The following is a 13,778-nucleotide window of genomic DNA, read 5'->3' as shown; positions in this document are numbered from 1 at the left end:
CTGTCAGGCCGGGCGTTTGCCGCTTTCAGACCTTACGGGTTTCACCGTGGGGCAGTTACAGGTAACAAGACATGGCAAAAGAATATAGCCGTACCCAACGTATCGGCGATCAGATGCAGCGCGAGCTGGCACAGCTGATCCGTCGCGAAGTCAAAGACCCGCGCGTCGGCCTGGTCACCATTACCGCTGTGGAAGTCAGCCGTGACGTCGGTCATGCCAAGATTTTCATCACCGTGATGGGCCAGGACAGCGCCGAAGACATCGCTCAAAGCATCAAGGTGCTGAATTCCGCCGCCGGTTTCCTGCGTATGCAGCTGGCTCGCGAAATGAAGCTGCGCAGCGTTCCACAGTTGCACTTCCACTACGACGAAAGCGTCGTACGCGGTGCGCACCTGTCGGCATTGATCGAGCGCGCCGTGGCTGAAGACAATCAGCATCCGGTTGCGGCAGAAGCCGAAGACACCAAGGAGTAATCGGTGGCTCAGGTCAAACGTATCCGTCGTAACGTCAGCGGTATCATCCTGCTCGACAAGCCACTGGGGTTCACCTCCAACGCGGCTTTGCAGAAGGTCCGCTGGTTGCTCAACGCCGAGAAAGCCGGTCATACCGGCAGCCTCGATCCGCTGGCCACTGGCGTGCTGCCGCTGTGCTTCGGTGAAGCCACCAAGTTCTCGCAATACCTGCTCGATTCCGACAAGGGTTACGAGACACTGGCGCAACTGGGCAAAACCACCACCACGGCGGACGCCGAGGGTGAAGTTTTGCAGGAACGCCCGGTGACCGTTGGTCGCACCGATATCGAAGCTGTCCTGCCGGATTTTCGTGGGCAAATCAGTCAGATACCGCCGATGTACTCGGCCCTCAAGCGTGATGGCCAACCGTTGTACAAGCTGGCTCGTGCAGGCGAAGTAGTGGAGCGCGAACCGCGTTCTGTTACTATTGCGCGCTTGGAATTGCTGGCCTTCGAAGGTGATACTGCGCGACTGGCAGTGGATTGCAGCAAAGGCACCTATATTCGTACCCTCGTGGAGGATATTGGTGAAAAACTCGGTTGTGGCGCTTACGTTGCAGAACTGCGACGTACCCAGGCCGGGCCTTTCACACTCGCCCAGACAGTCACCCTGGAAGAGCTGGAAGCGGTACATGCCGAAGGCGGGAATGAAGCGGTCGATCGCTTCCTGATGCCATCGGACAGCGGCCTGCTCGATTGGCCACTGTTGCAGTTCTCGGAGCACAGCTCGTTCTACTGGCTCAATGGCCAGCCGGTTCGCGCCCCGGATGCACCGAAGTTCGGCATGGTACGGGTACAGGATCACAATGGTCGCTTCATCGGTATCGGTGAAGTGAGCGAAGACGGGCGCATTGCGCCACGTCGTTTGATTCGGTCAGAGTGACCGAAACCAGTCTGTGTAACAGCAGGCTGGAGAGGGTGGCTGTCAACAGGCACGGTCACTGCTCATTTATAGATACAGGGATTTGTCCCTGGCCTGTTGAAACTGTTTTTCTGAAACAGTTTCCTGATAAAAGGATTGCCTCATGGCTCTCGACGTTCAAGAAAAAGCTCAAATCGTTGCTGACTACCAGCAAGCTGTTGGTGACACTGGTTCGCCAGAAGTGCAAGTTGCACTGCTGACCGCCAACATCAACAAACTGCAAGGTCACTTCAAGGCCAACGGTAAAGATCACCACTCCCGTCGTGGTCTGATCCGCATGGTTAACCAGCGTCGCAAGCTGCTGGACTACCTGAAAGGCAAGGACGTGAGCCGTTACAGCGCTCTGATCGCTCGCCTGGGTCTGCGTCGCTAATAAGCGATTGCGCTAGAGGTTGGTTGTCTGTCGTGCACCAGCGGGTTTCCCGCCGGCGCATGGCAGGCTCCCAGCCTCAAGTTTTATCTGGATATACGTTTTACCCTGGACAGCCGCCGGGCCGATTCCCGACATTGCCCAAGAATTTCGCAAGAAACCAGTTTCCCCAAGAGCCACAAAAGAAGGTAGGACACCGTGAACCCGGTAATCAAAAAATTCCAGTTCGGTCAGTCGACCGTTACCCTCGAGACTGGCCGTATCGCCCGTCAGGCCTCCGGCGCAGTATTGGTCACCGTTGACGACGACGTCAGCGTATTGGTGACCGTAGTCGGTGCCAAGCAAGCCGATCCAGGCAAGGGCTTCTTCCCTCTGTCTGTTCACTACCAGGAAAAAACTTACGCTGCCGGTAAGATCCCTGGCGGTTTCTTCAAGCGTGAAGGCCGTCCTTCCGAGAAAGAAACCCTGACTTCCCGACTGATCGACCGTCCGATCCGTCCACTGTTCCCTGAAGGCTTCATGAACGAAGTGCAGGTTGTCTGCACCGTCGTTTCCACCAGCAAGAAGACCGATCCGGACATCGCTGCGATGATCGGTACCTCGGCTGCCCTGGCCATTTCCGGCATTCCTTTCGATGGCCCGATCGGCGCGGCCCGCGTTGCGTTCCACGAAAGCACCGGCTACCTGCTGAACCCGACCTACGAGCAACAGGCTGCCTCGAGCCTGGACATGGTCGTTGCCGGTACTTCGGACGCTGTGCTGATGGTTGAATCGGAAGCCAAAGAGCTGACCGAAGACCAGATGCTGGGCGCGGTACTGTTTGCTCACGACGAGTTCCAGGTTGTGATCAACGCTGTCAAAGAACTGGCCGCCGAAGCTGCCAAGCCAACCTGGACCTGGGCGCCTGCGCCAGAAGCCACCGAACTGCTGGGCGCGATTCGTGCCGAGTTCGGCGAAGCGATCTCCCAGGCTTACACCATCACCGTCAAGGCCGACCGTTACGCCCGCCTGGGTGAGTTGAAAGACCAGGTTGTTGCCAAGCTGTCCGGTGAAGAAGGCCAGCCTTCTTCCAGCGAAGTCAAAGCCGCTTTCGGCGAAATCGAATACCGCACCGTTCGCGAAAACATCGTTAACGGCAAGCCACGTATCGACGGCCGTGACACCAAGACCGTACGTCCGCTGAATATCGAAGTCGGTGTTCTGCCTAAGACCCACGGTTCGGCACTGTTCACCCGTGGTGAAACCCAGGCCCTGGTCGTTGCAACACTGGGCACCGCCCGTGACGCACAACTGCTGGACACCCTGGAAGGCGAGAAAAAAGACCCGTTCATGCTGCACTACAACTTCCCTCCGTTCTCGGTGGGCGAGTGTGGTCGCATGGGTGGCGCCGGTCGTCGCGAAATCGGTCACGGCCGTCTGGCCCGTCGTTCGGTTTCGGCCATGCTGCCTGCCGCTGACGTGTTCCCGTACACCATCCGTGTTGTATCGGAAATCACCGAATCCAACGGTTCGAGCTCGATGGCTTCCGTTTGTGGCGCTTCCCTGGCCCTGATGGACGCTGGTGTGCCGATGAAGGCGCCGGTTGCCGGTATCGCCATGGGTCTGGTTAAAGAAGGCGAGAAGTTCGCTGTTCTGACCGACATCCTGGGTGACGAAGACCACCTGGGCGACATGGACTTCAAGGTAGCCGGTACCGCCAAAGGCGTCACCGCGCTGCAGATGGACATCAAGATCAAGGGCATCACCGAAGAGATCATGGAAATCGCTCTGGGCCAAGCCCTGGAAGCGCGCCTGAACATCCTCGGCCAGATGAACCAGATCATTGGCCAGTCGCGTACCGAACTGTCGGCCAACGCTCCGACCATGATCGCGATGAAAATCGACACCGACAAAATCCGTGATGTCATCGGTAAAGGCGGCGCGACCATTCGTGCGATCTGTGAAGAGACCAAGGCTTCGATCGATATCGAAGACGACGGCTCGATCAAGATCTTCGGCGAAACCAAGGAAGCTGCAGAAGCTGCCCGTCAGCGCGTTCTGGGTATCACCGCTGAGGCTGAAATCGGCAAGATCTACGTTGGTAAGGTTGAGCGCATCGTCGACTTCGGCGCATTCGTCAACATCCTGCCTGGCAAGGACGGTCTGGTTCACATCTCCATGCTGAGCGATGCTCGCGTTGAGAAAGTGACCGACATCCTGAAAGAAGGTCAGGAAGTGGAAGTGCTGGTACTGGACGTGGACAACCGCGGCCGTATCAAGCTGTCCATCAAAGACGTAGCAGCGGCCAAGGCTTCGGGCGTTTAATTACCCCCAGGCTTTAGCGCAATAAAAATGCCCCACCGTGAAAACGGTGGGGCATTTTTTTTGGGCGCCTGCAGAGGTACGAGACCCTTTCGCGCCGAGGGCTCGAGCCACGTTTGGACGATCTTCTCATTTAACGGTGTTCGAAGTTGCCTGACTCTATGGTCAGTGCTAGGTTTAGCCCACCGCCCGTGTAGCTCAGCCGGTAGAGCAGCGCACTCGTAACGCGAAGGTCGCAGGTTCGATTCCTGTCTCGGGCACCAGCGATACGTTGTTTTCAAATGATCCCGAATGGTTCTGAAGGCCAGACAACCGCACTTCATACGGTTTTTGCGTCAGAGAGATCCTTGATGATCCAGATCCATCTTCCATTCCCCAGATCAAAGAGAACGCCATGACCGTTAAAGAGATGTCCCAGGAAGCACGGCACGAAGAAGCGCTCAAGAAGTATTTGCTGGATTCGCCCCAGCTTGCCGATGAGATCAAGGACTTGCCCGCCGACGATCAGAAAGACCAGATCCAGTGGGCGTTCGAAGACGAGGCAGAGTCCCAGGGGCTGCAACCGTGGGAGCTGACGCTCAAGTACACCTCAACCCCGGAAGCATTCGAAGCTGCGCGCCTGGCGCTGCACAAAGAGGCGGCCGAAGTCTTGGGCGTTGAGTGGGAAGAGTACTGCGAGATGAATAATCTAGTGGTCTGACAAAAACGCCAGCCTTACTAAGGCTGGCGTTTTTCATTCTACGGCGTGCGATCAGAGACTCAAGCGCATCGACAGATCCACCGCCTTCACGTCCTTGGTCATCGCACCAATCGAGATGTAGTCCACACCGGTTTCGGCGATCGGCAGCAACGTGCTTTCGTTGATTCCGCCACTGGCTTCCAGTTTTGCCTTGCCGCCGTTCAGGCGCACGGCTTCGCGCATGTCATCCAGGCTCAACTCATCGAGCATGATGATATCGGCGCCGGCCGCCAGGGCTTCTTTCAGCTCTTCCAGGCTTTCCACTTCAATCTCTACCGGTTTGCCCGGCGCGATCTTGTGCGCGGCGGCGATGGCTTGCGGAATGCCGCCGCAGGCAGCGATATGGTTTTCCTTGATCAGGAAGGCGTCGTACAGACCGATGCGGTGGTTGTGGCAGCCACCGCAGGTTACCGCGTACTTCTGCGCCAGGCGTAGCCCCGGCAGGGTTTTGCGGGTATCGAGCAGCTTGACCTGGGTTTCGGAAACGAAGTCCGCCAGGAACTGCGCGCGTGTGGCCACCCCGGACAGCAGCTGCAGGAAATTCAGCGCGCTACGTTCGCCCGTCAGCAGCGAACGTGCCGGGCCTTCGAGATGGAACAGCGTCTGATTGGGTTTGACCCGTTCGCCATCGGCGACTTGCCAGTGCACCGCAACCCGTGGGTCCAGTTGCCGGAAAACCGCATCGACCCAAGCGGTGCCAGCAATGACAGCCGCGTCGCGGGTAATGATGGTGGCTTTGGCCAGGCGTTCGGCCGGGATCAGCTGCGCGGTGATGTCGCCGCTGCCGATGTCTTCATGCAACGCACGGCGTACGTTGGCTTCGATTTCGGCGGTCAGATCGGCGAGACGTAGATTCGGCATAACGGACTCCACAAACAAAGTGGCCCGATTATAGGGCCATGGCGCGGAGCAACCCAAGGCATCCGAAGGATTGCCGGCGCTCTGAAACGTGCATTTGGTCGATTCCCGCAAGCAAATGCCGTTGAAGCAGGTCTGTATTGGATGCCGGTGTACGTGTCGCTGGCACAAGGGTTGTCTTTTGCAAGATAATCGCGCCTTGCAATTGACGTCATGACTTTGACGAATCGAAGAGTGACCGCTTCAGGGGGCCGGATGCACAACGACGGGAATGTAGTGCCTTTGCACAAGGCGACTACCGATCAGGCGAATCATTCGCCGCTCACCCGCCTGCCTGTGATTCTGCTTCAGGTGCGCGACAAGGCTGTTTTGCAGCTTCGGCAAGGCTTGCAGGAGCTCTTCGATAATGCCGACGACATCCTGTTCGAAATGACCGACCGAGCCAGTGATAGCGCCGAACAGAACATTTACTTCCAGGCGATGCGCGACTTGCGCCTGAAGCGCAAAAGCATCGAGCGGCTTTTTTTCGAACAGATCTTCGAGGCCTTTGCCCGTCTTTCCCGGTACGACGTTACGCATGCGAGCGCCACTTTGGCGAACGCATGGGGCGCGCGGCCTGATGACGTGTTGGAGCGCACAGTTGCGGTGGAGGCAATGGTCAACAACGTGCTGAACCGTGACGGGATGGCGCTCGACCAACTCACTGCTCGCCTCAGCATGCTGCTTGGCAAGGCGCTGATCGAGCAGCACAACCCCCTGGGGCCGACGCTGTTGTGCGAGTTTTTCCTGCAGGCCGGGCGCAATCTCGGGGTGGTGATCAAGGTCAAGTTGATCATCCTTAAGTTGTTCGAGCGCTATGTGCTCAGCGATGCTGATCGGCTCTACGGCGAAGCCAACCAGCTGCTGATGGCCATGGGCGTGCTGCCCGATCTCAAGCCGGCGCCGGCGCGGCCGATGGTGGCCCGTGCCGACACCCCTGCGGCTGCCGAAACGCAACCGCCACTTCCCGACGAAAGCCTGCCACCCGTGTTCCTGGCATTGCAGGAATTGTTGTTCCACGTGCGCGGCAGTTTCGCGCCGATCCTCGAGGCCAGTGCGCCGGCGCAACCGATTTCCAGTCGGGACTTGTTGCGTCTGCTTTCGTACTTGCAGCAACACGTACCCAAACCCGCAGACCCGGACGATTTCGATCTGCGATATCAGCTCGAACAGTTGCTGACACGCGTCAGTGTCAAAAGTGGCAAGTCGCGCGTGGTGGCGGTGGCGGACGAGGATGTGATCAACCTGATCGCCATGCTGTTCGAGAGCATTCTCGCCGACCGCAACCTGCCGGGCCGTTTCAAGGCATTGGTTGGCCAGCTGCAAATCCCGATGGTCAAGGTAGCGGTACTCGACAAGAGCTTTTTCAGTCGCAGCAATCACCCCGCCAGGCGCCTGCTCAATGAAATAGCGCGTGCCGCGCTGGGGTGGAGCGGCTGCGACGATGTTCAGCGCGATAGCCTGTACTTGCGCATCGAGCAGGTGGTGACGCGCCTGTTGAACGACTTTGTCGATGACCCGACGATTTTTTCCGATCTGCTGGCTGACTTCCTGGCGTTCACCAGTGATGAGCGGCGCCGCAGTGATTTGCTGGAGCAGCGCACCCGCGACGCGGAAGAGGGTCGAGCCAAAACCGTGTTGGCCCGTCAGCATGTCGAACAGGCGTTGAATCAGGCGCTGTTGGGTAAAAACTTGCCGCGCAGGGTGGTGATGTTTGTTCAGGACGCCTGGAGCAAGGTGTTGCTGCTGACCTGCCTCAAGCACGGGGGCCAGTCGACGCAGTGGCACGCAGCTGTGCAGACGATGGCGCAGTTGATCTGGAGCGTTCAGCGCCATGACGAACCTGACGCGCGTTCGCGCTTGCTGGCACTGGTTCCGGGCTTGCTCAAGGCGTTGCGTGAGGGCTTGAGTGGTTCGGCGTTTGATCCGTTCGCCACCAGTGAGTTTTTCAGCGAACTGGAAGGCTTGCATGTTCAGCTGTTCGAACCTGAACCGCGATCGCCAGCGGACGCATCGGAGCTGGTCGAAGTGCTCGAAGCAATCGTCTTGCAGTCAGCCGACGAAGGACCGGCTCAAGCCGCTCCGGTGCCGTTGCCGGCGGAGGATATCGGCATGCGGCAGGTGGATCAGTTGCGCCTGGGTTGCTGGGTCGAGTTCCAGGAGGATCAGGACAATACGCTGCGCTGCAAGCTGGCGGCGATCCTCGACGCGACGGGCCACTACATTTTCGTCAACCGCACCGGCATGAAGGTGCTGGAGCGCAGCCGCACCGGCCTGGCCCTGGAGTTTCGTCGCGGCGCGGTGCGTACACTCGATGACACCTTGCTGTTTGATCGGGCGCTGGAGTCGGTGATCGGCAACTTGCGACGCCTCGAACGCGGCAAGTGATCGCGTCCCGGGGGGCTATCGCGGCATACTGGGGGTCAACACACTTGTCGTTGAAGGAATCGGTATGCTGTTGGACCACGCGAGCGGTTGGTGCCAGGACGTGCGTTTGTGCCCCTCGCCCAACTTCAATGCGCGCCCCGAGGGCGAAATCTCCCTGCTGGTGATCCACAACATCAGCTTGCCGCCGGCACAATTCGCCACGGGCAAGGTGCAGGCGTTTTTCCAGAATCGTCTGGATGTCACGGAGCACCCCTACTTTGAGGGGATTGCCGACCTGCGGGTGTCCGCGCATTTTCTGATTGAGCGTGACGGTGCCATCACCCAGTTTGTCTCTTGCCTTGAGCGCGCCTGGCACGCTGGCGTTTCGAACTTCGAGGGACGGGAAACCTGTAACGATTTTTCCGTGGGCATCGAACTGGAGGGCACGGATGATCTGCCGTTCACCGATGATCAATATCGCGCGTTGACCGGCCTGACCCGGCAGCTGCAGGCGGCGTTTCCGGCGATCACTGCACAACGGATCTGCGGACATAGCGACATCGCCCCCGGACGCAAGACGGATCCGGGACCGGCGTTCGACTGGGCACGCTATCGTGCGGCCCTGGCAAATGAGGATGGACAATGAGTTTTCTGGTGTTGCTGTTGGCGGTCTGGATCGAGAAGTTTTCGGCCCTGCGCCATCGGGTTCAACGCGACGCGGGCTGGGTTCGCGAGCTGCACAAGCTTGAGATCAGCCCGCGTCTGGTAAAGCGTCCGTGGCTGGTTTTGGCGATCCTGGTGCTGTTTCCTGTTGCGCTGCTTGGCTTGCTGCTGGTGGTGATTGAGCCAGTGGCTTACGGTCTGCTGGCCTTGCCGGTGCACCTGTTGGTGGTGATTTACAGCCTGGGGCGCGGTGATCTGCTGGCCGGTCTCGGGCCTTTTCGCGATGCCTGGCGCCGGGAAGACCTGCAAGCGGCAGCCCATGTCGCCAAGCGCGATCTGGACATCTGCGCCGACAGCGGCGAACAGCTGCTGGAGCGGGTCGAAGGGCATTTGCTGTGGGAGGCTTACCAAAGCTTTTTCGCGGTGATTTTCTGGTATTTCCTGTTGGGACCGGTCGCGGCCTTGAGTTATCGCCTGCTGGCTTTGGCTGAAGAGCACGGGAAAAACCCGGCCGTGGTCGAGCGCGCGGGGCAATTGCGTCACGCCTTTGATTGGGTGCCGGTGCGCTTGCTGGCCGCAAGTTTTGCCTTGGTCGGCAACTTTGTCGCCGTCAGCCGCGTGATGTTGCATGAGCTGCTGAACTGGAACATCAGTGCCGCTCAGTTGATCGAGAAGGCCGGGCGGGTGGCCGCTGAAATTCCTGCGCCGGTGGCCGGACCTGACGGCATCAATAATCTGGACCGGCTCTGGGAGTTACTGCTGCGGGCGGCGGTGCTCTGGTATGCCGGTTTCGCCTTGTGGACTGTCCTGCCCTGAATCCTCTGATGCCTGTGGCAGGCTGCGTCTGCTGCCACAGGCCCTCATTTGACTCCCGTTAACCTTAAGTTACAAAAACCCCTGCCGATTTAAGCTATACAGAGATAGCGCCGAATAGTGGCTATCTGCTGTCTCGCTGCGCCTGCCAATAAAAATAAGAAATCCAAGGGAGACTTCCAGTGAAGAGCTTGCTCTATCCCGCCGTCGCGCTAATGAATCGCCTGAGCTTCGGCATGAAGTTCAGCCTGATCAGCGTTCTGTTCCTGGTGCCAATGCTGGTGACCAACTTCTACCTGGTGCGTGATTCCTATCGCGAATTCCAGGGCACCCGGATTGAACTGCAAAGCCTCGACCTGTTGGGCAGCAGCCTGACGCTGCGACGCGATCTGGAAACCCTGAACAATTTGGTGCAGATCAACGTTGCCCTCGGCCAGTCCGGTAAGGCCGCGAATATCGAGTCGCAGATCAGCAGCCTGGAACAAAGCGTACTGACGCGTCTGCAAGGGCTGACGGCGATGAGCAGCGAACCGGAGCAAATCGCGGTGTTCGATGGCAAGCGCGATGAAATGATCGCCGCGTTCAAGGCACAGCAAACGGAAAAATCCCTGCAAAGCAAAAGTGCGCTGACAGGCAAGCTGGTGGGCAATGCCCAGCTTTTCAGTCAGCTCATTGCCAGTCAGTCCGGCCTGAGCCTCGACAACCAAAGTGACATTCGCCAGCTCAGTGAATTGGTGACCAGCGTCACGCCGCGCATCACTCAGGTTCTGGGTGAAGGCCGGGCGATGGGCGCGTCCTCGCTGGGGCAAGGTTTTCTCAACTCGGCGTCGAGCAACCGATTCGATGAGCTGTTGGGGCAGATCGAAAAACTCCAGGCCGAGTACGGTCTGAAATTGCAGGACGCGACGAATTCCAGCAAAGCGGCGGCGCAAACCCTGGCTGCTCAGGCTGACAGCAGCAGAGCGTCATTGAAAAAGGCCAGTGAGCTGTTCGAAGAACAGGTGGTGATGGCCGACACGCTCGATGCGCCGTGGCAGGCCTTCTACGATCAGGTCACCGTCTTGATGGACAAGACCTACCAACTCAACGAAGACACCCTGAAGTTTCTTGGCACCCAGTTGCAGCAGCGCCTGGACCAGAACCGCACCCACATGATCCTGCAGGCCGTGGCGTTGTCGGTGGTGTTTATCCTGATCTTCTATCTTTACGGCGGTTTCTACGCGTCCACCCGCACCACCCTCAAACGTCTGGGTGGGGTCATGGACAAAGTGGCGGCCGGCGACATGACGGTAACTTTCAGTGCCAATAGCCGCGACGAGTTGGGCGAGTTGGGCGAGGTGTTCAACGGCACGGTGAAGAAAATCCATGACCTGATCGAGCGCGTCGGGCAGACCGTCAGTGAGGTTGAGCGCCAGGCCGGGCAAGTGGAGAGCGTTTCGGCGCAAAGTAACCAGGCTGTGGCCGGACAACGCACGCAGATCGAGCAGGTGGCCACGGCGATGAACCAGATGTCGGCGACGTCCCTGGAAGTCGCGCGCAGTGCCGCCGCGGCGGTCAGCAGCGCCCACAGCGTCAACGATGAAACCATCAGCGGGCGAGGGCTGGTGCAGTCCCAGCAAGGCAGCATCGCGGCGCTGGCCAGTGAGATCGATCAGTCGGTGTTGGTGATCAATCAGCTGGCCAGTGACAGCCAGTCCATCAGCCGCGTGCTGGAAGTGATCAAGAGCATCGCCGAGCAGACCAACCTGCTGGCGCTGAACGCTGCGATCGAGGCGGCACGGGCCGGTGAGCAAGGGCGCGGGTTTGCCGTGGTGGCGGACGAGGTCCGGACCCTGGCCAAGCGCACCCAGCAATCGACCGAGGAAATCGAGCAGATGATTGCCAAATTGCACGGCGGTGTCGGTGCGGCGGTCAAGGCGATGGGCGTCAGCCATGAGATGGCAAATGGCACCGTGGGACAGTCGGAAAAGGTCCAGCTTGCGCTGGAAAACATCCTTGGTGCAGTCGGCATGATCGTCGACCAGAATCAGCAGATCGCCGCCGCCGTGGAGCAACAAACCGCCGTGGCGCACGACATCGATCAGAACATCGTCGAGATCAACCGCGCCGGCGAGCGCACCGCTGAAGGCGCGCACCAGACCGAGGACGCCAGCCGCGCGTTGTCGGCGCAGGTGGTGGAGCTGAAACAGTTGATCAGCGCGTTCCGCGTTTAACCGACATCCGGTGACCCTGTTGTTTTGGGCTGTCTGGAATTACCAGCCGAACAACTCCCGGGCATTGGCCGTGCTGACGGCGGCCAGGTGTTCGGGGCTGATGGCCATGATCTCGGCCAGTGCGGCACAGATCGCCGGCAAGTGCGCCGGGCTGTTGCGTTGGCCGGGGAACATGGCGGGCGCCATGTCCGGTGAGTCGGTTTCCAGCACCACCGAGTCGAGCGGCAGCTCGGCGAGTACTCGGTGCATGCGCAGTGCCTGGGGCCAGGTCGCGGCGCCGCCAAGACCCAGTTTGAAACCCAGCTTGATGTATTCGCGCGCCTCTTCCTTGCTGCCGGCGAAGGCGTGGATGATCCCGGTACGTTTCACCTTGAAGCGTTTTAGCGTGGCGATCACCGCCGCGTGGCTGCGTCGCACATGAATCAGTGCCGGTAGATTGAAGTCCACCGCCAGTTGCAGCTGTGCGTCGAACAACGCTTGCTGGCGCTCTCGGTCGAGGGTTTCGATGAAGTAGTCGAGGCCGATTTCGCCCACCGCGCACAACTGTCGGTGACCGGCCAGACGGCTTAGCCAGTCACCGAGTTCGCGCAAGTCTTGCGGTCGATGATCGTCCAGATACACCGGATGTAAACCGAACGCCGCATGCAGGTCTGGATCGTTTTGCACCAGTTCCCAGACCCGTTGCCAATTACCCTGATAAACCCCCAGCACCACCATTTGCCGGACTCCAAGGGCGCGGCTTTCGGTCATCAGCGCCTGACGATCCGCGTCGAAGTCGGGAAAATCCAGGTGCGTGTGGGTGTCGATCAGGTCCATGGCTCAGTCCTGACGGATACGTTGTTTGAACGTCCGTTGAATGGCTTGCACGCCGGGTTGGTAATCGGACTGCTCGATGGCTGCCAGGGCCAGCGCCAGGGCTTTGTCGGCAATCAACTGATGTTGCTGGGCCATGGCGTTGACCGGCAGCGGCAGGAAGTCCAGCAATTGGGTGTCGCCGAACGTGCCGAGGCGCAACGGACGGTTTTTCAGCGGGAAGTCGTGCAGCGCGTCGAACACGCCTTGAAGCAGTACGTAGGACGTAGTCACCAGCGCTTCGGGAAGATGCCCTACACGCTGAAGTAATTCTTCCATCAATTGTTTGCCGCACTCACGGCTGAATGACTCGCCGTGTTCGATCAACACTTCGCCGTTGTAGCCGGCCAGTGCCTCCTTGAAACCAGCGGCGCGTTCCTGGCTGATGCTCAGCTCGGGACGCGCGCCGATCAGGGCTATCTGTTTGGGCAGCGGATCGAGCAGGCTTTGGGTCAGGTGCAGGCTGGCTTCGCGGTCGTCACTGATCACCGAGCAGAAATGCTCGGGCTCCATGACCCGGTCGATGGCGATGATCGGCAGGCCCTTGGCCTGCAATTGCCGGTAGCTGTCATCGCCGGGTGGCAGGCAACTGGCAACGATCAACGCATCACAGCGCCGGGCACGGAACAGTTGCAGCAATTGCCGTTCGCTGTCCGGCGCATCGTCGGAACTGGCGATCAGCAGCTGATAGCCGCGAGCCCGCGCACCTTGTTCCAGCAGCTTGGCGATTCGCGCGTAACTGGGGTTTTCCAGATCCGGCAAAATAAAGCCCAACGTCCGGGTATGCCGGCTGCGCAGGCCGGCGGCCTGGGGATTGGGGGTGAAGCCGTGCAGTTCGACCACCGCGCGAACACGCTCGACGGTGGCGCTGCTGATGCGTTGCTGTTCGGCCTTGCCATTGATGACGTAGCTGGCGGTGGTAACGGACACACCGGCCAACTGGGCTATATCACTGAGTTTCAACCCGCAATTCCTTGTTTTCTCGAGCTTGCCTCGACATTTTTGCCAATCCTAACCGATTCGGGCAGTCGACCATGGTCACAACGCATCCGACAAGTTGGGCTTCAACGATGGAACATAATCGAGTAACGTGCCAATCATTCTAGATTAAACGTTTCAGCAAGCGTATT

12 protein-coding genes and 1 tRNA gene are annotated in these 13,778 nt (G+C 59.2%); 10 read left to right on the top strand and 3 right to left on the bottom strand.

The features are described 5' to 3' along the window. The first annotated feature begins 71 nt into the window (after window positions 1–71). The 6 genes from rbfA to KHO07_RS25005 all read left to right on the top strand — a co-directional run bounded on the left by rbfA (window position 72) and on the right by KHO07_RS25005 (window position 4,804). Entirely contained in the window at window positions 72–473 is a 402-nt protein-coding gene (gene rbfA, locus KHO07_RS25030; protein WP_034148332.1) for a 30S ribosome-binding factor RbfA, read from the top strand. A 3-nt stretch (window positions 474–476) separates the two neighbouring features. Then, window positions 477–1,394, top strand: coding sequence for a tRNA pseudouridine(55) synthase TruB (gene truB / locus KHO07_RS25025; RefSeq protein ID WP_075947676.1), 918 nt, complete (start codon window positions 477–479; stop codon window positions 1,392–1,394). Window positions 1,395–1,536: 142 nt separating this feature from the next. Next, complete coding sequence (gene rpsO, locus KHO07_RS25020; RefSeq protein WP_011332409.1) at window positions 1,537–1,806, top strand: 30S ribosomal protein S15; 270 nt, start codon at window positions 1,537–1,539, stop codon at window positions 1,804–1,806. A 195-nt stretch (window positions 1,807–2,001) separates the two neighbouring features. Further along, the gene (pnp, locus tag KHO07_RS25015; protein WP_007915263.1) at window positions 2,002–4,107 is read left to right on the top strand and encodes a polyribonucleotide nucleotidyltransferase; all 2,106 of its coding nucleotides are present in this window, start codon (window positions 2,002–2,004) and stop codon (window positions 4,105–4,107) included. A gap of 184 nt (window positions 4,108–4,291) precedes the next feature. Continuing rightward, window positions 4,292–4,367: transfer RNA gene (locus KHO07_RS25010), tRNA-Thr, on the top strand. Between the two features lie 131 nt (window positions 4,368–4,498). Beyond that, entirely contained in the window at window positions 4,499–4,804 is a 306-nt protein-coding gene (locus KHO07_RS25005; RefSeq protein WP_150731785.1) for a DUF6388 family protein, read from the top strand. Between the two features lie 51 nt (window positions 4,805–4,855). Here KHO07_RS25005 and nadC read toward each other — a convergent pair whose 3' ends face one another. Continuing rightward, window positions 4,856–5,704 carry a carboxylating nicotinate-nucleotide diphosphorylase gene (nadC, locus tag KHO07_RS25000; RefSeq protein WP_212625817.1) on the bottom strand — a complete coding sequence of 283 codons (849 nt, stop codon included), beginning with the start codon at window positions 5,702–5,704 and terminating at the stop codon, window positions 4,856–4,858. Between the two features lie 252 nt (window positions 5,705–5,956). On the opposite strand from nadC, the gene KHO07_RS24995 reads away from it, so the two are divergent. From KHO07_RS24995 to KHO07_RS24980, 4 genes are all read left to right on the top strand, one after another. Then, window positions 5,957–8,128, top strand: a complete 2,172-nt coding sequence (locus KHO07_RS24995; protein ID WP_212625816.1) for a DUF1631 domain-containing protein — start codon at window positions 5,957–5,959, stop codon at window positions 8,126–8,128. A gap of 64 nt (window positions 8,129–8,192) precedes the next feature. After that, on the top strand, window positions 8,193–8,753 hold the full coding sequence (gene ampD, locus KHO07_RS24990) for a 1,6-anhydro-N-acetylmuramyl-L-alanine amidase AmpD (protein WP_075947672.1): 561 nt from the start codon (window positions 8,193–8,195) through the stop codon (window positions 8,751–8,753). Beyond that, entirely contained in the window at window positions 8,750–9,586 is an 837-nt protein-coding gene (gene ampE / locus KHO07_RS24985) for a regulatory signaling modulator protein AmpE (RefSeq protein WP_212625815.1), read from the top strand. The genes ampD and ampE overlap by 4 nt, the downstream gene beginning before the upstream one ends. Window positions 9,587–9,765: 179 nt before the next feature. Continuing rightward, window positions 9,766–11,796, top strand: coding sequence for a methyl-accepting chemotaxis protein (locus tag KHO07_RS24980; protein WP_212625814.1), 2,031 nt, complete (start codon window positions 9,766–9,768; stop codon window positions 11,794–11,796). 39 nt (window positions 11,797–11,835) lie between these two features. Here the strand turns inward: KHO07_RS24980 and KHO07_RS24975 are convergent, their stop codons facing one another. Both KHO07_RS24975 and cra read right to left on the bottom strand, forming a co-directional pair. After that, window positions 11,836–12,612 (bottom strand): TatD family hydrolase, encoded by a 777-nt coding sequence (locus KHO07_RS24975; protein ID WP_150731790.1) that lies wholly within the window; start codon window positions 12,610–12,612, stop codon window positions 11,836–11,838. Between the two features lie 3 nt (window positions 12,613–12,615). Continuing rightward, entirely contained in the window at window positions 12,616–13,611 is a 996-nt protein-coding gene (gene cra / locus KHO07_RS24970; RefSeq protein WP_150731791.1) for a catabolite repressor/activator, read from the bottom strand. Between the last annotated feature and the right edge of the window lie 167 nt (window positions 13,612–13,778).

Origin of the sequence: Pseudomonas sp. PP3, assembly GCF_905336995.1 — a bacterium.
GTDB lineage: Bacteria > Pseudomonadota > Gammaproteobacteria > Pseudomonadales > Pseudomonadaceae > Aquipseudomonas > Aquipseudomonas reinekei.
This window is presented reverse-complemented; position numbering and strand designations above follow the sequence as displayed.